Below are 21,281 nucleotides of genomic sequence, written 5' to 3' on the forward strand. Positions count from 1 at the left end.
CGGACGGGGCGCCCGGAAAAGAAGCAGTTAACAACAGCCCAGTATAACGGGCTCTGTGCGCCACTCAAGGGAAAAAGTTTCGTGGCATACTATATGCGGGATAACAAAGCTGAGTAACCATGACCTTTACACTTCGCCCCTATCAACAGGAAGCCGTGGACGCCACCCTCGCCCACTTTCGCCAGCATAAAGAACCGGCCGCCATCGTCCTGCCCACGGGTGCGGGAAAAAGCCTGGTGATCGCTGAACTGGCACGCCTGGCGCGCGGCCGCGTGCTGGTGCTGGCGCACGTCAAAGAGCTGGTGGCGCAGAACCATGCCAAGTATCTGGCGCTGGGCCTGGAGGCCGATATTTTTGCCGCCGGTTTACAGCGTAAAGAAAGCCACGGCAAGGTGGTGTTTGGCAGCGTGCAGTCGGTGGCGCGCAATCTGGACAAATTTCAGAGCGAGTTCTCGCTGCTGATCGTGGACGAGTGCCATCGCATCAGCGACGACGACGACAGCCAGTACCAGCAGATCCTGACTCACCTGAAGAGCGTGAATCCGCAAATCCGTCTGCTGGGCCTCACCGCCACCCCGTTCCGCCTCGGCAAAGGCTGGATCTACCGCTTTCACTATCACGGCATGGTCCGCGGCAATGAAAAGGCGCTGTTCCGCGACTGCATTTACGAGCTGCCGCTGCGCTACATGATCAAACACGGCTACCTGACGCCGCCGGAGCGGCTGGACATGCCGGTGGTGCAGTACGACTTCAGCCGTTTACAGGTGCAGAGCAACGGCCTGTTCAGCGAGGCGGATCTCAACCGCGAGCTGAAAAAGCAGGATCGCATTACCCCACACATCATCAGCCAGATTATGGAGTTTGCCGCCGAACGCAAAGGGGTGATGATTTTTGCCGCCACCGTCGAGCACGCCCGGGAAATCACCGGCCTTCTGCCCGCCAGCGAGGCCCGGCTTATCACCGGCGAAACGCCGGGCAGCGAGCGCGACCGGTTGATAGAAGATTTTAAGGCGCAGCAGTTCCGCTATCTGGTCAATGTGTCAGTGCTGACGACCGGCTTTGACGCTCCGCACGTCGATCTGATCGCTATTCTGCGTCCGACCGAATCCGTCAGCCTGTATCAGCAGATCGTGGGCCGCGGCCTGCGCTTAGCCCCCGGCAAAACCGACTGCCTGATTCTGGATTACGCCGGGAACCCTCACGACCTGTACGCCCCGGAAGTAGGCGCGCCGAAGGGAAAAAGTGACAACGTTCCCGTGCAGGTATTTTGTCCCGGCTGCGGGTTTGCCAACACCTTCTGGGGCAAAACCACTGCTGACGGCACCCTGATTGAGCACTTTGGCCGCCGCTGTCAGGGCTGGTTTGAAGATGACGAGGGCCATCGCGAACAGTGCGACTACCGCTTCCGCTTTAAAAACTGCCCCCAGTGCAACGCCGAAAACGACATTGCCGCTCGCCGCTGCCGCGCCTGCGACACGGTGCTGGTCGATCCCGACGATATGCTGAAAGCGGCCCTGAAGCTGAAGGATGCGCTGGTGCTGCGCTGCAGCGGGATGGTGCTGGCCCACGGCGCGGATGAGAAAGGCGAATGGCTGAAAATCACCTATTACGATGAGGATGGAGCCGATGTGAGTGAGCGCTTCCGTCTGCAGACGCCCGCCCAGCGTACCGCCTTTGAGCAGCTGTTTATCCGCCCGCATACCCGCACGCCGGGGGTGCCGCTGCGCTGGATCACCGCGGCGGACATCGTCCATCAGCAGCCGTTGTTGCGCCACCCTGACTTTGTGGTTGCGCGCAAAAAAGGGCAGTTCTGGCAGGTACGCGAGAAGGTTTTCGATTATGAAGGCCGCTATCGCCGGGCCAACGAATTACGTGGATAAAGGGACTTTTCATTGATGTGCGGGCCATTTGAGTATAAAATGCCGCCCGCTTCACATCCGTGAGGCAGAACACTTACCTGCTGCTGGGTCGCCTGTAGCAGGAATAATATGTACAGAGAGAAATCAATGTTAACTATCAATGTAGAAGCACGTAAAGAGCAGGGCAAGGGTGCGAGCCGCCGCCTGCGCGTAGCAAACAAATTCCCTGCCATCATCTATGGCGGCGAAGCTGCTCCGATCGCAATCGAACTGGACCACGACAAAGTGTGGAACCTGCAGGACAAGCCTGGTTTTTACGGCGAAGTTCTGACCCTGGTTGTTGACGGTAAAGAAGAAAAAGTGAAGGTTCAGGCTGTTCAGCGTCACCCGTTCAAGCCAAAACTGTCTCACATCGACTTCGTTCGCGCGTAATCGCTAACAGGTTGAGAAAAAACCCCGCATTGCGGGGTTTTTTTATGGCCGTTATTTACCGCCGGACGTGCGACGCTGTAGCTGATCCCGCAGGTTCGGCGGGGTGCCTTTAATGGTCAGCGTGTCGGTCGCCGGATCCCAGAAGATGCGCTCGCCCAACAGCATGGCATCAAAGTTTATGGTTAACCCACCGCCGCTGCCGGCAAACTTAGTGAGCTGACGCAGGGTGCTGCGATCCGCCGGGAAGCTCTCTTCCAGCTCGTAGCCCTTCTCCGCCGTAAAGTCCTGGAAACTCACCTCGCTGACGCCTGCCAGCTCTTTTGACAGCGACTCCAGCTCGATCTCTTCCCCTGCCTGCAGCTGCTCGTTGCAGTAGGCGTACACCTGCTGACGCACGTTCTGGCGCTCGGACTTGTCCAGCTCGGCTTCGGCAGTGAAGTCATCCACCGCCTGCAGCAGGCCTTTGTTTTGCGCTTTGGCGTTCAGACCTTCGCTGGCACCGAGGAAATCCATAAAGAAGTCGGCAACCTTGCGCCCTACCCGCCCTTTCAGGAAGGTCAGATAGCGGGTCGATTCCGGATTGGTTTCCCATTCGGTCAAATCGATCCGCGCCACGATATCCGCGTGGTTGATGTCCAGATAGTGGGTGGAGCTGATATCCAGCTGCTCATTGACGCGCATGCTGCTCAGGTTGTTCAGCACCGCCACCAGCAGATACTCCACCGCCAGGTAGCGATAGTGGCAGAACAGGACGATCCCGCCATCGGCAAACGGGTATTTAGCCAGCTCATCGCGCAGGCGGCCGGTAGCGGCCCGGCTGAAGGCGAGGAAATCCTCTTCGCCCTGACGCTGTAGGCGCAGCGTCTGCGCCAGTTCACTCTCTTCGCTGAACAGGCCATAGGCTTTGTTTTTGGCGCTGTAAACCCGGTGCAGCTCCGCGATCATGTCAACCGCAGTAGGCGTAGGTTCCAGTAACGAATCGCGCAGCACCAGCTCAAGGGTTTGCTCATCACGCTTGATAAGCTGGTGCAGGGCAATCTGGTTGATATCCAGACTCATGATAAACTCTCCTTTTAGACCGGGCCGTATTCAACCACCCGCCAGTCATGTATGCAACCGAAGATAAAAAAGGGGAAAAAAAGCTGTTGCTACGGTAATATGTTGCCCTTTCCTCCACAAACAGATTTCGATTTATGCCACAACTCTCCCGCTATAGTGATGAACACGTTGAACAAATGCTCAGTGAGCTGCTCAACGTACTGGAAAAACATAAGGCGCCAACCGACCTTTCCCTGATGGTTCTGGGAAATATGGTGACGAACCTTATCAATACCAGCGTTGCGCCGGCCCAGCGCCAGGCGATCGCGAAATCTTTCGCCCAGGCCTTACAGTCCTCGGTTAACGACGACCAGGCGCACTAAGGGAAACGAACGACAGTTTATGGTGACGAATCGTCAGCGCTACCGTGAAAAAGTCTCCCAGATGGTTAGCTGGGGGCACTGGTTTGCCCTGTTTAACATTCTGCTGGCGATGGTGCTGGGCAGTCGTTATCTGTTTGTCGCCGACTGGCCGACAACACTGGCCGGACGCGTCTATTCGTGGATGAGCGTCATAGGCCATTTCAGCTTTCTGGTCTTCGCCATCTATTTACTGATCCTCTTCCCGCTGACCTTTGTCGTCATGTCGCAGCGGCTGATGCGGTTTGTCTCCGCGATCCTGGCCACTGTGGGCATGACGCTGCTGCTTATCGACAGCGAAGTCTTTACCCGTTTCCACCTGCATCTTAATCCTGTCGTCTGGGAACTGGTGATTAACCCCGACCAGAACGAAACCGCGCGTGACTGGCAGCTGATGTTTATCAGCGTGCCCATTATCCTGCTGATTGAGATGCTGTTTGCCACCTGGAGCTGGCAAAAGCTGCGCAGCCTGACGCGTCGTCGTCGCTACGCCAAACCGGTTGCCGCTCTGTTCTTCGTGGCCTTTATCGGCTCGCACTTCATGTATATCTGGGCTGATGCCAACTTCTATCGGCCGATCACTATGCAGCGCGCAAACCTGCCGCTCTCCTATCCGATGACCGCCCGCCGCTTCCTCGAGAAACACGGCCTGCTGGATGCGCAGGAGTATCAGCGCCGCCTGATTGAGCAAGGCGATCCCGAAGCGGTATCGGTGCAGTATCCGCTCAGCGATCTGCGCTACCGTGATATGGGCCAGGGTCAGAACGTCCTGCTGATCACCGTTGACGGCCTGAACTACTCGCGCTTTGAGAAGCAGATGCCGACGCTGGCGGAGTTTGCCGATAAGAACATCAACTTTACCCAGCATATGAGTTCCGGTAACGCCACCGATACCGGGATCTTCGGCCTGTTCTACGGTATTTCGCCGGGCTATATGGACGGCGTGCTGTCGTCGCGTATCCCGGCGGCGCTGATCACCGGCCTGAACCAGCAGGGTTATCAGCTGGGGCTGTTCTCGTCTGATGGCTTCAGCAGCCCGCTGTACCGCCAGGCGCTGCTGTCCGACTTCTCGCTGCCGACGACGCAGAGCCAGTCCGACGCACAGACCGCCGGGCAGTGGATCAACTGGCTGAACCGCTATGCGCAGGACGATAACCGCTGGTTCTCGTGGGTTGCCCTCAACGGCACCACCCTGGATGACAGCAACCAGAAAACCTTTGCTCGCCGCTACGCTAAGGCGGCAGGTGATGTGGATGCGCAGATTGCCCGGGTGCTGGATGCCCTGCGTGAGTCCGGCAAGCTGGAGAATACGGTGGTGGTGATCACTGCCGGTCACGGCGTGCCGCTGGGCAACGAGGGCAATGATGTCGACTGGTCGCGCCCTCGCCTGCACGTTCCGCTGGTGATCCACTGGCCGGGCACGCCATCGCAGCGTATTAACATGCTGACCGATCATAAGGATGTGATGACCACCCTGATGCAGCGTCTGCTCCACGTCAGTACGCCTGCCAACGAGTATTCCCAGGGTCAGGATCTGTTCAGCGCCACACGTCGCCATAACTGGGTGACGGCCGCCAGCAACAATACGCTGGCCGTCACGACGCCAGCCCTGACGCTGGTACTGAACAGCAACGGCAGCTACAAAACCTATAACCCGCAGGGTGAGAAACTTAACGACCAGACACCACAGCTCAGCCTGCTGTTACAGGTGCTGACGGATGAAAAACGGTTTATTGCTAATTGATTTAAAATTAATCAGTTAGCCTGAACTGGCCTTGCATTAAACGCGGAAATGGGTAGTATAAATTTTACGTGTCGGCACGTAGCGCAGCCTGGTAGCGCATCGTCATGGGGTGGCGAGGGTCGAGAGTTCAAATCTCTCCGTGCCGACCAAAAATCCCAAAAAAAAACCAACCCGTTGCGGTTGGTTTTTTTATGCCTGAGCAACAGCCCTAAAGGGGCTGTGAGGGCATTCAATTTTTCAGACTGAATCAGTGCGCGACGGTGGCGCTGGTCACCACATCAGCGTTATCGATTTTCAGGATCACCTTTTGCTTACCCTTTATCCAGGTCAAAGGCTGCGTATTTTTAAAACCATATCCCTCAAGCGCGCTGTAAGCTGCATCAACCTTTTGCCCTCGAACGCTGTCGCGCAGAAAGTTGTTCAGCTCTGCGGATTTCTGGTTCTCCGCTTTGGTTTTATGAACATCACAGCTGCCGTCCATCTCAGTCTGCTGATTACACCCGGAGCGGATAAGCTGCTCGCGGAAACTGGCGTTAATTGCCATTGCTGGCCCGGAGACTAACGAGGAAAGCACAACAGCGATCAGTAATTTTTTAACCATACCCGTACCCACCAAATATAAAGAAAGATGCTGAAAAACAGAGAGTCAGCCGCACTCTGAACAGTGCTTTACGCTGTTTAAAAACCACACAGTGTTAATTCGCGATGAAAATTAGCATTGCGTGCTGTGATTCACAAACGAAATTGTTTTAAAGGGAAACTAATAAGTTATTGATATGAATCAGGGAGAGATGCCAGGTCATTGATGATTAAAGAGTATTTTTTGATTTCAACGCGTTTGATGGGTGTTTCAGATGAAATAAGCGTGAGCCGGTCGTATTTGTAACCAACTGAATTGAATGGCTTTTGCTTACCCTCGCGATAAGTGTAAGCATTTGTAAAGGAAGACAAAGCCGGCCCGTCAGCGGGCCGGCTGCTGCATGGCATCCTGCTGGTTAGATTTCCGGGGTATGTTTATACCCGGTCAGCATCAGCAGCAGGCTCTCTTTTGAATCTGCCGGGCTGAACTGATAGTGGTTGCCCTGACGGTCGCCACCGATGTACCAGGTGATTTCCGTCTTGCCTGCGGCAAGGGCTTTACGCACCGCCTTATCGACATCCACCATCCGGTACTCACGCTTGTTGTTGAGATACAGGACAGCATCCGAGCTGTAGTTGCAGGAAGGCCGGGTTTTCCAGGTGACGGTAGCCGGATCCCAGTCGTTACTAGCCGGATAGAAGAAGATCTGATCCGCGCCGTTGGCTTCGACTTTCCCACCATAGATGCGGATCTTGTATTTGAAGAGGGCGGGATCCTGGCCGGCCGGCAGCGCAGGGATCTTAAATTTCACCAGGCTCATGGTCTCCACGTTACGGGTACGGCCGCCGTTTTTCCAGTTATCCTGGATTAACAGGGTCTGCGCCGCCGGAACCGGCGTGGTCGGCGTCTCGCTGCTCACCCAGACGTTCGCCAGCGCCTTCGAATAGCCGTAAGGCACGTTGGTGCCGCAATCCATGCCCTGATTCATGCACATCTCGGTCATAAAGCGCGCCGCATCTTCAGTCCAGCCGTTCATAAAGTCGGCATGAGCGGTATAGAGACTGCCCCAGTGCTCCTCGCGCGCATCGCCATTCATGGTGGGATCAAGCGACAGCTGCGCTTTCGCCGTATCCAGAGAGGTGATGCCGTGCAGCACCCAGGCCACGTTCATGTTCACCGTCGGGAGCTTCACCGGGAAGCCGGAAGGACACTGCCCTTTCACATCGTAAACGGCATTGGCCATCCCGTGGTGCGGCTTCAGGTTGATGCCGTCCCAGCAGTTGGGGAACTGGATCCCGATATTAAACTGTACGGCATCATTGGCTTTTCTCAGCCCACAGACTTCACCCACTGTATTTGTGTAACCTTTACCGTTGGCGCATAAAAAGGTGATCCGCGAGTTGGGTTTCGTACCATGGTGATCGCCTGCCAGCATCTCCAGCCCGGCGGGGAATGGGCTGAGCGGATACTGATCGACGTTATTGGCCTGATAATAGGTTTTCTGATACGCCGGCTTCACCACCGTGCCGTCCGGGAGACGCAGGGAGGGCACCCAGTAAGCCGAGCTGTCGGCTTTGTTATCACAGGTGGTTTCTGGCTGCTGGCGCAGCAAATCATAAGAGGAGTAAGCATCGGTGTGGGTATTACCGAAAAAGTCGTGCCACATCGCCTGATTGACTTTGCCAAACATCATGATGGCGTCATCGCCCAGGGTGTGGTTGTAAGCGCAGACGACGTGCGCCTGCGGGCCGGCATGGGCGTATAGTGACGACAGCAGCAGGGCTGACGCCAGCGCAGTATAAAGTGTGGTCCTTTTCATAAAAATCTCCTGATAGAAAGGACCACATTGGTAACAAAACGGTGCTAACTCGCCGAATTTTTTACTGAATACTTTTCCGCTATTGTGCGCTTTACAAGGTCGCCGGACGCCTGAACAGGTACGCCAGCGTCACGATGCAAATCGCCGCTCCGGCATAGAAGGTGTATTCCGCGCCCCACGTCTCCCAGATAATGCCCGCCCCCAGGCTGGCAATCAGCAGCGCCACGCCGCTCACCATGCTGAACAGGCCAAAGGCGGTACCGCGCAGGTCGGCGGGTGCCGTTTTTGCAATCATCGCGGTCAGCAGCCCCTGAGTCATTCCCATATGGATGCCCCACAGCGCCACGCCGATGATGATCCCCGCCCAGTGGGTGCTCAGCGCCAGTACAATATCCGCCGCGATCAACACCGCCAGCCCCCACTGCAGCAGACGGGTGTGGCTCATGGCATCGGAGAGTTTGCCGAACGGATAGGCCGAAAAGGCGTAAAGCAGGTTCATGGCGACCATCACCAGCGGGATGAGCGCCAGCGGAATACCGGATTGCTGGGCCCGGAGCACCAGAAATGCCTCGCTGAAGCGGGCCAGGGTAAAGACCGCGCCCAGACCAATCACCCACCAGCAGCTGGCGCCGAGGCGCTTCAGGTTCTCTTTTTTAATCGGATTAGTACGCTTGTGCGCAATCGGAGAGGCGGGTTCATGGAGACCAAAAAAGAGCAGCGCGACGGCAAGCACGCCGGGAATAACGGCGATCCAGAAAATAGTGCGGAAATCGTCGTTCCACAACAGCATCATGCCCACGGCCAGCAGCGGGCCAAGGAAAGCGCCGAGGGTGTCCATCGACTGCCGCAGCCCGTAGGCTGCACCGCGCAGTTCAGGCGGCGTCACGTCGGCCACCAGCGCGTCACGGGGCGCGCCGCGGATCCCCTTCCCCACCCGGTCGATTAAGCGTGCCCCGAGGATCATTCCCGACGAGGAGGCGAGCGCAAACAGCGGCTTGCTGGCGGCACCCAGCCCGTAGCCCAGCAGCGCCAGACCTTTGCGTTTCCCCAGATAGTCGCTGATGGCGCCGGAGAAGACCTTGACGATCAGCGCCGTGGCTTCCGCCAGCCCTTCGATAAGGCCAATGAAGATGACGCTGGCGCCCAGCGTGGTCACCATAAACAGCGGTAATAAGCTATGGATGATCTCCGAGGAGATATCCATCAACATGCTGACGCCGCCAACGACCCAGACCCCTTTTGGGATCCGGCTCAGCGTGGAAAACCGGGAGTCCATGCTCCACTCCTGCTATCGGGAAAACAGGTATTTAACCCGAAAACGGCGCAGGAGGGAATGCGAATAAATATCGTTAATATCGAAGCGGGAAAACTCAGTGCTTCTCGCTGTCCCCGAGGAAAAAGATCCCCAGCGGGATAGCCAGCAGAACGGTAAAGACCGTGCTGTAGACCAACACCATCGCCGATTGCAGAACGAACATGCTGGTGGTCCACTCCGTCAACGGAATGTTGTACTGCTCAACCACGCCGACGATCGTCACACGCCCCACCCCAATCACCGCAATCAGAAACACCGTCAGCAGTGCCAGCAGAAATTTTTTCCCCGCCGGGGTGTTAAGTTTTTGGCGTACCATGCATTTATTCCTTCACAGATGAATAACAATGATTGCCGCTCACCCTACCACGATCGGCCCTCCGGCACCAACCCAGAATTTAAAACCACAACAAAGGCAAATTGTCAGTGATATACACCAGATAAAAATAAAATACAGGCAAAAAACACCAGATATGATAGTGTAGGCATGACCCGTTTGACATAAAAAGGAATGACTGTGAAAAACGCATCTAAAAGCATCGTCGCCCTGATGGCACTGGCCTGCGCCAGCGCATATGCCGCCCCTGCCGCTCAACCGCTTGAGAAAACGGCCCCGTATCCGCAGGCGGAGCATGGGATGAAGCGCCAGGTTATCGACCTGCCCGCGCAGAAAGATGAAGCGAATTATAAAGTTGAGCTGCTGATCGGCCAGACGCTGGAAGTGGACTGCAACGTGCACCGCCTCGGCGGACAGTTAACCAGCAAGACGCTGGAAGGCTGGGGCTATGACTATTACGTCTTTGATAAGGTTACCTCGCCGGTCTCCACCATGATGGCCTGCCCGGAAGGGAAAAAGACCGCCAAATTTGTGACCGCGAATCTGGGTGAGCATAGCCTGCTGCGCTACAACAGTAAGCTGCCGATTGTGGTCTATACGCCGGACAACGTTGAGGTGAAATACCGCGTCTGGCAGGCAGATGAGAAGGTCGAAAACGCCGTTGTGCGTTAAAAAAAAACCGGGTTAGTTAACCCGGCTTTTTTGCATCAGAGCGCGATATCCGCGACCGGTTTGCTTTCCGGCTGGGATGTCGCCTGCGGCTGAGCCTGAGGCGCCGCATCCGGTGCCTGCGGCTTTTCATACTTCAGCTGCAGCACGCGGCTGGTGTACTCCAGCTCCTGCTCGGTGGCGTCAACGTTACCGTTCAGCGCCGTACCGTAAGACGGAATAATGGTCTTCAGTTTCGCCTGCCATTCCGGGCTGGCGACTTTGTCTTTGAACACTTTTTCCATCAGATGCAGCATAATAGGTGCCGCAGTGGATGCGCCCGGGGATGCCCCCAGCAGCGCGGCTACGGTGCCCTCTTTATCGCTGACCACTTCGGTGCCCAGACGCAGCACGCCGCCTTTCTCTTCGTCACGCTTGATGATCTGCACGCGCTGACCCGCCTGCCACAGACGCCAGTCCGCCTGCTTCGCATCCGGGTAGTACTCTTTCAGCGCCTCGAAGCGATCGTCATCGGAGAGCATTACCTGGCTAATCAGGTACTTCACCAGATCGAAGTTATCCAGACCAACATCGACCATTGGCCCCACGTTCGAGGTGGTGGTTGAGCTCAGCAGATCCCACAGCGAGCCGTTCTTCAGGAACTTGGTCGAGAAGGTGGCGAACGGCCCGAACAGCACCACGCGCTTGCCGTCAAGGATACGGGTATCGATGTGCGGGACCGACATCGGCGGCGCGCCCACGGAGGCCTGGCCATACACTTTCGCCAGATGGCGGTTCACCACTTCCGGGTTTTCCGACACCAGGAACTGGCCGCCAACCGGGAAGCCCGCATAGTTATCCGCTTCCGGAATGCCGGTCTCCTGCAGCAGCTTCAGCGCCGCGCCGCCCGCACCGATAAAGACGAACTTCGCCTTGATGACGTGCTCTTCTTCATTGTGCTTCAGATCGGCAACGGTCACGCTCCAGGAGTTGTCCGCGTTACGCTTAAAGCCGCGCACTTCGCTGTTCAGCGACAGGTTGAAGTTCTCTTTTTTCTGCAGAGAGCCCACCAGCTGGCGGGTGATTTCGCCGTAGTTAACGTCGGTACCGATTTCGGTACGGGTCGCGGCCACTTTCTGGTTCGGGTCACGCCCTTCCATGACCAGCGGTGCCCACGCCTTGATCTGGGCGTGATCTTCGGAGTACTTCATCCCGCGGAACAGCGAGCTTTGCTGCAGGGCAGCATAACGGCCGCGCAGGAAGTTAACGTTGTCGTCGCCCCAGACAAAGCTCATGTGCGGCACGGTGTTAATAAAGCTATGCGGATCGTGCATCACGCCGCTGTTCACCTGGTGAGACCAGAACTGACGGGAGATCTGGAACGCTTCGTTGATCTCCACGGCTTTCTCAATACTGATGGAGCCGTCTTTCTTCTGCGGGGTGTAGTTCAGCTCCATTAAGGCCGAGTGACCGGTCCCGGCGTTATTCCAGCCGTTGGAGCTCTCCTGCGCCACGCCGTCCAGACGTTCCACCATGGTCATGGACCAGTCCGGCTGAAGCTCCTGCAGATAGGTTCCGAGCGTGGCGCTCATGATCCCGCCGCCAATTAACAGAACGTCCGTTTCCTGATCCTGCGATGCCTGAGCCTTCGCCGCCATCGGGGCAGCACTAAGGCTTGCCGCCGCAGCCAGCAACAGGGCAGTCATTTTTTTCATAATTAATGCCTTCGTAATAAGCGTATTGTTCGCTATTTATGCAGATGAAGTCGAGTGCGGCGCCACGGTAGCAATATTTAAATATTGTTTAAAGGTTAAATAATTATTGTAATTATGATAATTAATGTCGCGGTATTTGTAGGGACATGGCACGTGCTGCGCTGGAAACGCGCGCGTTTTCCCGCTACTATGCTGCCCTTTGTGATCGGCCGCACAGATCCTGCCCACCGCCACTAACCTGCGAAAAACTATGTCTCCAACACACGCTTCTCCCCATACTCTTGCCGTTCTGCGTTCTCCGTCGCTGTTGACGCGTGAAATCCTGGCCGGTGTGATCACCGCCCTGGCGCTTATTCCGGAGGTGATCTCCTTCTCCGTGGTGGCGGGCGTCGATCCGAAAGTGAGCCTGTTCGCGTCGGTGGTGCTGTGTCTGGCGCTGTCGGTAATGGGCGGACGTCCGGCGATGGTGACCGCCGCCGCGGGTTCAGTGGCGCTGGTGATTGGGCCGATGGTTCATCAGCATGGCGCGCAGTATATTCTGCCGGCGGTGCTGCTGGCGGGGCTGATCCAGATCCTGTTCGGCGCGCTGGGGATGGCGCGCCTGATGCGCTTTATTCCTCAGGCGGTGATGACCGGCTTTGTGAACGCGCTGGGGATTTTAATTTTCTTTGCCCAGGTGCCCCACTTCTGGAGCAAAAGTCCGCTGATTGTCGGCCTGTTTGTCCTGACCCTGCTGATTGTGCTGTGGGCGCCCCGCTACATTAAAAGTATTCCTTCCCCGCTGATTGCGATTGTGGTTCTGACCCTTTTTACCGTCACCAGCGGCCAGCTGCTGCCGACCGTCGGCGACGAAGGCTCTATCGGCGGCGGCCTGCCGGGGATCACCCAGATGCTGGTGCCCCTCAATCTGCAAACCCTGAGCATTATCTGGCCCTGCGCGCTAAGTATTGCTTTTGTCGGCCTGATGGAGTCGCTGCTGACGGCAAAACTGGTGGATGAGCTGACCGCTACTCCGTCCAGCAAGCGCCGCGAGAGCATGGGGCTGGGCGTGGCCAATATCATGGCCGGCTTCTTCGGCGGGATCGCCGGATGCGCGATGATCGGTCAGACCATCGTTAACGTTGAAATGGGCAAGGGGCGCAGCCGCGTCTCCACTTTCGCCGCCGGGCTGGTGCTGCTGCTGTTGGTCACTGCCCTGAGCGACGTGATGGCTAAAATCCCGATGGCGGTGCTGGCGGGGATCATGGCGATTGTTGCCATTAAGACCTTCAACTGGCAGAGCATTCGCCCTGCCGCGGTGAAAGGCGCGCCCGTCGCGGAAACCCTGGTCATGCTGGTGACCGTTGCGGCCACCGTTTCAACCGGCAATCTGGCAATTGGCGTGCTGGGCGGGATTATCGTCATGGCGATCCTCCCTGCCCGCCTGCGACGCAGCAGCGCCGCTACAGCAGAAACAGCGTCGCCAGCCCAAGAAAAATAAAGAACCCGCCGGTATCGGTGATGGCGGTGATCATCACGCTCGACCCCACTGCGGGGTCGCGCCCGAGGCGGGTCATCACCATCGGAATGATCACTCCCATCAGCGCCGCCACCAGCAGGTTTAGTACCATCGCCAGGGTCATTACCCCGCCCAGCGCCATATCGTCGTACAGCCACCAGGTGACGCCCCCCATAATCCCGCCCCACACCAGGCCGTTGATCAGCGCCACGCCCAGCTCACGCAAAATCAGGAAGGTAAAGTTGCCCGGCTGAATATGCTGCAACGCCAGGGCGCGCACGATCATGGTGATGGTCTGGTTGCCGGTATTGCCGCCAATGCCGGCCACGATGGGCATCAGGGAAGCCAGCGCCACCAGCTGCGAGATGGTGTGTTCGAACCCGTCAATCACCCGCGAGGCGATAAAGGCGGTGCAGAGGTTGATCGCCAGCCACGCCCAGCGGGTTTTCACCGCCTTGCTCACCGGAGCATAAACATCCTCTTCCGCGCTGAGTCCCCCGAGGGCGCGCATATCGTTATCGGTCTCTTTATAGACCACATCGACGATCTCATCGATGGTCAGTCGCCCCAACAGCTTGCCCACCGCGTCCACCACCGCGGCGCTGAGCAGGTTGTCACGCTCAAAGGTGCGGGCGGCTTTCTCGGCATCATCTTCCGGGGAGAAGAGCATCGGCTGGGGGTCCATCACCTCGCTGACCTTGCTCTGGGCGCTGTTGAGCAGGATGGTCTGCAGCTCCAGCTCGCCGAGCAGGGTTTTATCCCGGGAGGTGACAAAGAGTTTGTCGGTGTTCTTCGGCATTTTGCCGAGCCGACGCAGGTAGCGCTGGACCGTGCCCAGGGTTACGTCCGGGCGCACGGTGATCACGCTGAACTCCATGATCGCCCCGACGCGATCCTGCTCATAATGCATGACCTGGTGGACGCGGGCGCGCTCCTGAGGCGGCAGCGACGCCAGCAGGCGTCCGGTCAGGTTGCGCGGCAGGTGCTGAACGAGGTAAATCTGATCGTCGATATCCAGGGTACGCAGCGCGTCGAGGATCGCGTTGTCGCTCATCTCATCGATCAGATCTTCCCAGACGTTCTCGGACGCCTCTACCAGCACCTGACCGCGCTCGTGATCCTGCACCAGCCGCCACAGGGCATGGCGCTCTTCCGAGGGTAAGGCTTCGAGGGTGTCGGCCAGATCCGGCGGCGGCAAATGCGCCACCAGCGCCCCTACCTCAGCAATATCGTCGGCTAAGGTCCCGACATCATATTGCTCAGCCAGGGTCAGTTTACCCAGCAGGGTGGAGGTGAGCGCTTTGTCGGTGGTCATCAGCCAGATCAGGCGCGCACGCTCTTCATCGCGCAGCCGTGCGCTGTTTTTGCTTAATGCAGACATTAATCATAAATCCATTAAATGAGTTGGCATTAAGCATAGCGCGGGGTTGTGTAAATTTTAATAAACGAATCGGCGGGAAGAGCAAAAAATCGGCAGTTGCAGACCGGGGGCGGCAAAGCCGCCACCCGGCATTTTGACACTCAGGCGGTACGTGCCACCGCATCACGCGACGCGGCATCACGCTCGGCGCCGGTCAGCTCGGTCAGCTGTCCACTGCGCATCTCCAGCAGGCGGTCGGCATGGATGAAGTAGTGATCGTCATGGCTGATGGCAAAAATGGTTTTGCCCATCTGCTGCATCAGCGGCAGCAGCACCTGGTAGAACTCGCGGCGGAAATGCGGGTCCTGATCGGCGGCCCACTCATCCAGCAGAATGATGTCGCGCTCTTCCGCCAGCGCCAGCAGCAGCGCCACGCGCTTCTTCTGCCCTTTCGACAGCTTCAGGTTGAGGATCTTGCCATCCTGCAACTCCAGCTTGTGCGACATTTGCAGATGCGCCAGCCACTTCTCCACCAGCGCCGGATCGGCCTGCTTGCCTTCCGGGCCCAGCAGCTGATCGAACAGCCAGACGTCGGTAAACACCGCAGAGAACAGCTTGCGGTAATCTTCCGGTTTTTCGGCGCTCAGCGGCTTACCGTCCAGCAGGATCTCGCCCGACTGGGGCTGATACAGGCCGGTCAGCAACATTGCCAGCGTTGATTTCCCGCTGCCGTTACCGCCAATCAGGAACAGCAGCTCGCCGCGGTTAAGGGTTAAGTTCACCGGCCCGACGGAGAAGTCGTTGTCCTGATATTTGAAGGTGACGTTGCGCAACTCCAGGGTCTGCCAGTCCGGGAAGGCTTCAGGTCGCGGGAACTCGGCTTTGTACGGTGCGAGGGCAAACTTGCGCAGCTTGTTAAAGGCTACCTGGGCGCTGAGCAGGGTCGGCAGCGCGCCGACGGCGGAGAGCAACGGCGTGCGCAGGAACAGCAGGGTCAGCGAGTAGGTCGCGGCGACATTGGTATCTGCCCAGCCCAGGCTGTTGGCCATCCAGAAGACCAGGCCAATCGCTCCCAGCATCATGATATTGGACCAGTTGACCGCGCTCAGGTGGAAGGTATCGGCCCGCACAATGTGGTGGCGATATTCACGGGCATCCGGGATATAGAGGTTATTGAAGATGTGCTCGGCGCGCTCGCGGTTAAGGGTCAGCTCTTTGCGCCCTTCCAGCACTGTCTGATAGTCGTTATAGAGCTTATCTTCGGTTTCGCGCAGCACCGCCATGTGCTTGTAGACGCGCGACACCAGCAGGTAGCCGCCCCAGATGGTGATCGCAATCCACAGAGCGGTGATCGCCAGCATTTTGGTGGAGAGCCAGGCCAGATAGGCGGCCGATCCGAAGGTCAGAATAATCCCCTGCACCAGCTCCGGCAGACGCACAAAGGCGATGGTGATTGAGCGTACATCGCTGGTCAACCCGGCCAGCAGCGAGGCGCTGCCCAGCTGCTCGACGCGTTCAACCTGGGTATCCAGAATACGCTTGATGAACTCGCTGCGCAGGCGGTAGACGAAGTGGTGGCCGAGGGTGGTGAGCGCCAGCTGCGAACCCAGGGTGACGGCCATCAGCAGCACCAGCAGGCCGAGAAATTCCGGCAGCACCATCAGGGTGGTGTCCACCGTTTCAATTAAACGCAGGTTAATAAAGGCAATAAGCCCAATACCCAGCGCGGCGCTGAGCAGGCTGAGCGCCATCACCGCGATAAACGGCCAGCGGTATTGGCGCCAGACCAGTAACAGGAGTTCCATGCAGAGCAATCCAGACAAGAAAAATCAGCCAGCAGTGTAAACTGCTCGCCACTTACATCAAGAATAATTCTTATTTTTATTCGTTATTCGCCGCCTGGCGGAAGGTGAGGTTGTAGCGACAGTCGCCGGTCAGAGGGTGCTCTCCGGGTTTAAGCGGCTGAATGCCATGATAAAACAGGCGGGATGGTCCACCCCACACCACCACGTCACCATGCTCCAGCAGCAGGCGCTGAAGCGGATCGTTACGGCGTAATCCGCCGAACTGAAACACCGCGGGCAGGCCGAGCGAGACTGAGACAATCGGCGCCCGCAGGTCGGCCTCATCCTTATCCTGATGCAGCGACAGTTTAGCCCCGACGGCGTAGCGATTGATAAGACAGGCATCCGGCTGAAAGTCGGGATAACCCGCCGCGCAGGCGGCATCGTGGCACAGGGCAGCAAAAGCGTCCGGCATCGGCGGCCAGTGCGCATTTGTGATCGGATCGTCCGCTGAATAGAGGTAGCCGTGCCGGTTAGTGGTCCAGCCCAGCCCGCCGCAGTTGGTCATCGCCACCGACATGGTGTATTCCCCGGGGGTGACCATCTGGCGGAACGGCGAGGCGCTGGCGACCTGTTCGATCCCCTGCATTAAGGCGGTGGCCCGCGTCAGGGCAAAGCGGCGCAGGATCACCGCCCCCGGCGCCAGCGGCTCCTGCCAGGGCTCAGCATCTGCAAACAAATCGAGCATCACACCTCCTCTTTTTTGGCTTCGCGACGCAGCAGTGCCGCTTTACGGGCCGTACCCCAGCGGTAGCCCGACAGCCCGCCGTCGCTCCGTACCACCCGGTGACAGGGAATAATAATCGCCAGCTTGTTGGCGGCGCAGGCCCGGGCCACCGCCCGCACCGCACCGGGATGACCAATGGCGTTGGCCACCTGCTGATAGCTTGCCGTCTCTCCGCTACGTATAGCGCGCAGGGCCTGCCAGACCTGACGCTGAAAGGCGGTGCCGCGAATATCCAGCGGCAGGGCGAGCGCCACGGCGTGGTTATCCACGCTGGCGATCACCTGGGCGACGCGCGCGGCGAAGGCGGCATCCGCCCGTTCTCGCCGGGCGTGAGGAAAGATCGTTTCCAGCTCGGCAATCAGGGCGCTGTCATCATCCCCGGGTAGAATCGCACAGACGCCCCGCGTGCTCTCCGCCACCAGGCAACGTCCCAGCGTGCAGTTGCTCAAAGCATAGCGCACGGTGGTTTCCTCCCCGCCGCTGCGGTACTGCTTCGCGGTCATTCCCAGGGTGGCATCGGCGTTGCGGTAATAGCTGCTGCTGTCGGGAAAACCTGCTGCCAGCACGGAGTCGGTAATACTTTCACCCTGCGTCAGGGCGTCGCGCAGCCGTTTCGCCCTGGCCGCCTGCTGCCAGGCTTTCGGCGTCATCCCGGTGAAGGATTTGAACAGACGATGAAGATGCCAGGGGCTCATCGCCACCTCCTGCGCCAGCCTCTCGAGGGTCAGGGGCTGCTCCTGCTCCAGTAACCGGCAGGCTTTTTCGATGGTGGCGATCCGCTGCGCCTGGGGATCCGGTTGATCCGGGCGGCAGCGTTTGCAGGGGCGAAAACCCGCCTGCACTGCCTGGCGGGCATCGGGGTAAAAGCGAACGTTTTCACGTAGGGCGTGGCGCGCCCGGCAGGAGGGACGGCAGAAGATGCCGGTGGTCTGTACGGCAAACACAAACTGACCATCGGCATGGCCATCGCGGGCCAGCACCGCCAGCCAGCGTTGATCGTCATTCATCAGGTTCGGCTTTTTCATGATCGGCTCCTTATATAAGCATACGCCTAGCCTGCCTGAACGCCACCCGACAAAAACCCGCAACCTTGCTTTTTAATTCGCCCCGTTGACGAGGAAGCTGGAGAACTGCGGAGACATCCAGGTTTTAAAGCCCTCCCCTTCGCGGACGATCATATAGATCGCCAGCCCCTGCTCACGCGCGATCTCTTTGGCTTTCTCAGCCCCCAGCACCATCAGACCGGTATCCCAGGCATCGGCTTCCAGCGCCGTAGGGGCGATTACCGTCACCGACACCAGATTGTGCGTAATCGGGCGACCGGTCTGGGGATCAATGACGTGGGAGATGCGTTTTCCGTCCAGCTCATAATAGTTACGGTAGCTGCCGGAGGTGCTGATGCCGTGGCCGTTGATATCGACAATGGCCTGGACGGCATTTTGCCGATCGGTGGGTTTTTGGATCGCCACGCGCCAGGGCTTATCGCTGGCGTTCATGCCGCGGCTGACCAGCGCCCCGCCAACTGACACCAGATAGCGCGAGATCCCCTCTTCGGCCATCAGCCGGGCCAGGTGATCGGCAGCATAGCCCTCACCCACCGTTGAGAGATCGACAAACAGATCGGGGATATCTTTTTCGAGGTATTGCTTGCCGGACTGATTTATCACCGTCAGATGCTGCAGGCCCGTTTGCGCCCGGGCATCGTCAATCTGCGCCTGGTCGGGAGTTTTCACCGGCTGCTTGTTCGGGCCAAAGCCCCACAGGTTAACCAGCGGGCCGACGGTGATATCCATCGCGCCGTTGGTTTTATAGCCCACCCGCAGCGATTCGGTGACAATATCCGCCATCGCTTCGCTCACCGGCCAGGGGGAGGTGCTCTGGGACTGGTTAAAACGCATCAGGGCAGAGTCATTTTTATAGGTGGACATCAGCTGGTCGTCACCATCCAGCTGGGACTGGATCTTACCGCGTAGCTCTTCAGCCCGGGCAGCAGAGAGATCAATCACGCTGACGCGCCAGAAGGTGCCCATGGTTTTCCCTTCCAGCACCGTTGCGGCGGTGTCGGCCTTAGCCGGAGGAGCGGGGGCATCGCACGCAGACAACATAAACAGTGTCGCCAGAAAGCCGACACGCAGAAAAGTAATTTCCATTCGTTATTATCCTCAAGCCTGAGACCGGCAAGAGTACACTAAAAAGCAGGCTTTGTAAGGGGCTGATAGTAAGACCAAAAAAAGGGGCCAGTTGGCCCCTTTTGCAATACTGCGTAAGACTTAGAACTGGTAAACCAGACCCAGGGCTACGATGTCATCAGTGCTGATGCCTGCACGGTCGGTGAAGGAGTTATCATCCAGCAGGTTGATTTTGTAATCCACATAGGTGGACATGTTTTTGTTGAAGTAGTAAGTCGCGCCAACATCAACATATTTCAGCAGATCCTGGTCGCCATAGTTATCGATGTCCTTACCTTTGGACTGCAGGTAAGCCACGGATGGACGCAGGCCGAAGTCGAACTGATACTGCGCAACCACTTCGAAGTTCTGGGCTTTGTTAGCAAAACCATAGATTGCATCGCTACGGCTGGACTTAGAGTCACCGAAACGGGTCGCATTGTAAGTCTGGGAGTACTGCGCGGCCAGGTAGAGGTTGTTCGCGTCATATTTCAGGCCGCCGCTGTACACGTCAGCACGGTCACCTTCGCCGTAAACGCCAAAGGCATTCTGGTCTGCGGTACGTTTGGAAGACGCTGCTGCCGCACCGACGCTGAAGCCTTCGCCCAGATCATAGGTCAGGGAGCCGCCGAAGCCGTCACCGTTCTGTTTCAGAGTGCTACGACCGGTGTCGTTTTCACCGCTGACGCTGCCGTTTTTACCCTGGTACTGCAGAGCAAAGTTCAGGCCATCAACCAGACCGAAGAAGTCCTGGTTACGGTAGGTAGCAACACCGTTACCACGGGATTGCATGAAGTTGTCGGAACCGTAGGTGTCGCCGCCGAATTCTGGCAGAACGTCGGTCCAGGAAGTGACGTCGTAAATCACGCCGTAGTTACGACCGTAGTCGAAAGAACCTGCTTCAGCGAATTTCAGACCTGCAAAGGCCACACGAGTCCAGGACTGGTCGTCGCTCTCGGTGGTGTTGCCCTGAATCTGGTATTCCCACTGACCGTAACCAGTGATCTGATCGTTAACCTGAGTTTCGCCTTTGAAGCCGAGACGCATGTAGGTCTGATCGCCATCAGCGCTATCGTCATCAGAGAAATAGTGCAGACCGTCTACTTTGCCGTAGAGATCTAATTTGTTGCCGTCTTTGTTATAAATTTCAGCCGCATTTGCTGCGCCTGCTACCAGCAGTGCTGGTACCAGGAGGGACAGTACTTTAACTTTCATTATTTTAACCCTCTGTTATATGTCTTTTATTACCACTGCTTACTGATTAACCCTCTTAACCAGTCGGCAAGTTCATTCTCCGCAAAAATACAGAATAATCCAACAAGAATATGATACGAAAACTTTTAAGATGTTTCATATTGCCGTATAGATGTTTCATTTTGTAAATTTGAGGGAACTTTTTTGCCGCACAATAAGTTAAAAAATAAAGCACCATAAATCAAAATCTTAAAATTAATATTTAAAATCATTAACTTAACAAAAAATTTATTATAGCACTGATTGCCAAAACAAAAAGGCAGCCGGCTACTAAAATATCTCTCGCTATCATCATTAACTTTATTTATTACCGTCATTCAAATTTGAATGTCTGTTTATCCCGAATTGAACCGAATGCAATGCATTCGGTTTTTTTTTACCCTTCTTTACGCAAATTTAAAATATCTGTGCTACCCACCCGAAACTATAACGACTATTAATTAAATCTTAGGGTGCTATTTTTAGTCCTGAAAATTGAACGGGTAATTTAATTTCTTGTTTATTCGTGCTATTTTTCCACTATATTG

The 21,281-nt window shown here is 57.0% G+C and carries 17 protein-coding genes, 1 tRNA gene and 1 pseudogene; 7 read left to right on the forward strand and 12 right to left on the reverse strand.

What is annotated here, in order from left to right:
* Positions 1-119 precede the first annotated feature (119 nt).
* Together ES815_RS02645 and rplY are read left to right on the forward strand one after the other, a co-directional pair.
* On the forward strand, positions 120-1,880 hold the full coding sequence (locus tag ES815_RS02645) for a DEAD/DEAH box helicase (protein ID WP_142486506.1): 1,761 nt from the start codon (positions 120-122) through the stop codon (positions 1,878-1,880).
* Between the two features lie 126 nt (positions 1,881-2,006).
* Positions 2,007-2,291: a 50S ribosomal protein L25 gene (gene rplY / locus ES815_RS02650; protein WP_106995380.1), complete on the forward strand. Its 285-nt coding sequence runs from the start codon at positions 2,007-2,009 to the stop codon at positions 2,289-2,291.
* Between the two features lie 51 nt (positions 2,292-2,342).
* On the opposite strand, the gene yejK is transcribed toward rplY, so the two are convergent.
* A complete protein-coding gene (gene yejK / locus ES815_RS02655; RefSeq protein ID WP_106995381.1) occupies positions 2,343-3,350 on the reverse strand; it encodes a nucleoid-associated protein YejK in 1,008 nt (335 codons plus the stop codon).
* Positions 3,351-3,484: 134 nt separating this feature from the next.
* Between yejK and ES815_RS02660 the strand changes: the two genes are divergently transcribed.
* The 3 genes from ES815_RS02660 (at position 3,485) to ES815_RS02670 (ending at position 5,641) form a co-directional block, all read left to right on the forward strand.
* The gene (locus tag ES815_RS02660) at positions 3,485-3,712 is read left to right on the forward strand and encodes a YejL family protein (protein WP_032612681.1); all 228 of its coding nucleotides are present in this window, start codon (positions 3,485-3,487) and stop codon (positions 3,710-3,712) included.
* A 19-nt stretch (positions 3,713-3,731) separates the two neighbouring features.
* Positions 3,732-5,492, forward strand: a complete 1,761-nt coding sequence (gene yejM / locus ES815_RS02665; protein WP_142486507.1) for an LPS biosynthesis-modulating metalloenzyme YejM — start codon at positions 3,732-3,734, stop codon at positions 5,490-5,492.
* A 72-nt stretch (positions 5,493-5,564) separates the two neighbouring features.
* Positions 5,565-5,641, forward strand: a tRNA-Pro gene (locus ES815_RS02670).
* 98 nt (positions 5,642-5,739) lie between these two features.
* On the opposite strand, the gene ES815_RS24105 is transcribed toward ES815_RS02670, so the two are convergent.
* The 4 genes from ES815_RS24105 to ES815_RS02690 form a co-directional block, all read right to left on the reverse strand.
* Positions 5,740-6,093: a hypothetical protein gene (locus ES815_RS24105; protein WP_142486508.1), complete on the reverse strand. Its 354-nt coding sequence runs from the start codon at positions 6,091-6,093 to the stop codon at positions 5,740-5,742.
* A gap of 394 nt (positions 6,094-6,487) precedes the next feature.
* Positions 6,488-7,891 carry a DUF1996 domain-containing protein gene (locus ES815_RS02680; RefSeq protein WP_142486509.1) on the reverse strand — a complete coding sequence of 468 codons (1,404 nt, stop codon included), beginning with the start codon at positions 7,889-7,891 and terminating at the stop codon, positions 6,488-6,490.
* Between the two features lie 91 nt (positions 7,892-7,982).
* Entirely contained in the window at positions 7,983-9,167 is a 1,185-nt protein-coding gene (locus tag ES815_RS02685) for an MFS transporter (protein WP_142486510.1), read from the reverse strand.
* Positions 9,168-9,261: 94 nt separating this feature from the next.
* The gene (locus ES815_RS02690) at positions 9,262-9,522 is read right to left on the reverse strand and encodes a DUF2534 family protein (RefSeq protein WP_142486511.1); all 261 of its coding nucleotides are present in this window, start codon (positions 9,520-9,522) and stop codon (positions 9,262-9,264) included.
* 231 nt (positions 9,523-9,753) lie between these two features.
* Here ES815_RS02690 and eco point away from each other — a divergent pair, with 231 nt between their 5' ends.
* The gene (eco, locus tag ES815_RS02695; protein ID WP_231600461.1) at positions 9,754-10,212 is read left to right on the forward strand and encodes a serine protease inhibitor ecotin; all 459 of its coding nucleotides are present in this window, start codon (positions 9,754-9,756) and stop codon (positions 10,210-10,212) included.
* A gap of 35 nt (positions 10,213-10,247) precedes the next feature.
* Here the strand turns inward: eco and mqo are convergent, their stop codons facing one another.
* Positions 10,248-11,903, reverse strand: a complete 1,656-nt coding sequence (mqo, locus tag ES815_RS02700) for a malate dehydrogenase (quinone) (protein ID WP_142486513.1) — start codon at positions 11,901-11,903, stop codon at positions 10,248-10,250.
* A gap of 189 nt (positions 11,904-12,092) precedes the next feature.
* Between mqo and ES815_RS02705 the strand changes: the two are divergent.
* Positions 12,093-13,383 (forward strand): annotated as a pseudogene (locus ES815_RS02705) (SulP family inorganic anion transporter).
* Here the strand turns inward: ES815_RS02705 and mgtE are convergent.
* The 6 genes from mgtE to ES815_RS02735 all read right to left on the reverse strand — a co-directional run bounded on the left by mgtE (position 13,346) and on the right by ES815_RS02735 (position 20,715).
* On the reverse strand, positions 13,346-14,782 hold the full coding sequence (mgtE, locus tag ES815_RS02710; RefSeq protein ID WP_142486515.1) for a magnesium transporter: 1,437 nt from the start codon (positions 14,780-14,782) through the stop codon (positions 13,346-13,348). The pseudogene ES815_RS02705 and the gene mgtE sit on opposite strands and share 38 nt — an antisense overlap.
* 140 nt (positions 14,783-14,922) lie before the next feature.
* A complete protein-coding gene (locus tag ES815_RS02715) occupies positions 14,923-16,566 on the reverse strand; it encodes a multidrug ABC transporter permease/ATP-binding protein (RefSeq protein WP_142486516.1) in 1,644 nt (547 codons plus the stop codon).
* A gap of 76 nt (positions 16,567-16,642) precedes the next feature.
* Positions 16,643-17,293 (reverse strand): DNA oxidative demethylase AlkB, encoded by a 651-nt coding sequence (gene alkB, locus ES815_RS02720; protein ID WP_142486517.1) that lies wholly within the window; start codon positions 17,291-17,293, stop codon positions 16,643-16,645.
* Positions 17,293-18,357, reverse strand: a complete 1,065-nt coding sequence (ada, locus tag ES815_RS02725) for a bifunctional DNA-binding transcriptional regulator/O6-methylguanine-DNA methyltransferase Ada (protein ID WP_142486518.1) — start codon at positions 18,355-18,357, stop codon at positions 17,293-17,295. Before ada ends, alkB begins: the two co-directional genes overlap by 1 nt.
* Before the next feature lie 72 nt (positions 18,358-18,429).
* Positions 18,430-19,482 (reverse strand): FAD:protein FMN transferase ApbE, encoded by a 1,053-nt coding sequence (gene apbE / locus ES815_RS02730; RefSeq protein ID WP_142486519.1) that lies wholly within the window; start codon positions 19,480-19,482, stop codon positions 18,430-18,432.
* A gap of 120 nt (positions 19,483-19,602) precedes the next feature.
* Entirely contained in the window at positions 19,603-20,715 is a 1,113-nt protein-coding gene (locus ES815_RS02735) for a porin OmpC (RefSeq protein ID WP_142486520.1), read from the reverse strand.
* Positions 20,716-21,281: the final 566 nt, after the last annotated feature.

The sequence above is a fragment of the Leclercia adecarboxylata genome (assembly GCF_006874705.1).
Lineage (GTDB): Bacteria > Pseudomonadota > Gammaproteobacteria > Enterobacterales > Enterobacteriaceae > Enterobacter > Enterobacter adecarboxylatus_C.

What these genes read in the sequence shown, in the direction of transcription:
- ES815_RS02660 (WP_032612681.1), top strand. Translation starts at nt 3,485, where the DNA reads ATGCCACAACTCTCCCGCTATAGTGATGAACACGTTGAACAAATGCTC.
- alkB (WP_142486517.1), bottom strand. Translation starts at nt 17,293, where the DNA reads ATGCTCGATTTGTTTGCAGATGCTGAGCCCTGGCAGGAGCCGCTGGCG.
- ES815_RS02685 (WP_142486510.1), bottom strand. Translation starts at nt 9,167, where the DNA reads ATGGACTCCCGGTTTTCCACGCTGAGCCGGATCCCAAAAGGGGTCTGG.
- ES815_RS02645 (WP_142486506.1), top strand. Translation starts at nt 120, where the DNA reads ATGACCTTTACACTTCGCCCCTATCAACAGGAAGCCGTGGACGCCACC.
- eco (WP_231600461.1), top strand. Translation starts at nt 9,754, where the DNA reads ATGGCACTGGCCTGCGCCAGCGCATATGCCGCCCCTGCCGCTCAACCG.
- mgtE (WP_142486515.1), bottom strand. Translation starts at nt 14,782, where the DNA reads ATGTCTGCATTAAGCAAAAACAGCGCACGGCTGCGCGATGAAGAGCGT.
- yejM (WP_142486507.1), top strand. Translation starts at nt 3,732, where the DNA reads ATGGTGACGAATCGTCAGCGCTACCGTGAAAAAGTCTCCCAGATGGTT.
- mqo (WP_142486513.1), bottom strand. Translation starts at nt 11,903, where the DNA reads ATGAAAAAAATGACTGCCCTGTTGCTGGCTGCGGCGGCAAGCCTTAGT.
- ada (WP_142486518.1), bottom strand. Translation starts at nt 18,357, where the DNA reads ATGAAAAAGCCGAACCTGATGAATGACGATCAACGCTGGCTGGCGGTG.
- ES815_RS02680 (WP_142486509.1), bottom strand. Translation starts at nt 7,891, where the DNA reads ATGAAAAGGACCACACTTTATACTGCGCTGGCGTCAGCCCTGCTGCTG.
- ES815_RS02690 (WP_142486511.1), bottom strand. Translation starts at nt 9,522, where the DNA reads ATGGTACGCCAAAAACTTAACACCCCGGCGGGGAAAAAATTTCTGCTG.
- ES815_RS02735 (WP_142486520.1), bottom strand. Translation starts at nt 20,715, where the DNA reads ATGAAAGTTAAAGTACTGTCCCTCCTGGTACCAGCACTGCTGGTAGCA.
- rplY (WP_106995380.1), top strand. Translation starts at nt 2,007, where the DNA reads ATGTTAACTATCAATGTAGAAGCACGTAAAGAGCAGGGCAAGGGTGCG.
- yejK (WP_106995381.1), bottom strand. Translation starts at nt 3,350, where the DNA reads ATGAGTCTGGATATCAACCAGATTGCCCTGCACCAGCTTATCAAGCGT.
- apbE (WP_142486519.1), bottom strand. Translation starts at nt 19,482, where the DNA reads ATGGAAATTACTTTTCTGCGTGTCGGCTTTCTGGCGACACTGTTTATG.
- ES815_RS02715 (WP_142486516.1), bottom strand. Translation starts at nt 16,566, where the DNA reads ATGGAACTCCTGTTACTGGTCTGGCGCCAATACCGCTGGCCGTTTATC.
- ES815_RS24105 (WP_142486508.1), bottom strand. Translation starts at nt 6,093, where the DNA reads ATGGTTAAAAAATTACTGATCGCTGTTGTGCTTTCCTCGTTAGTCTCC.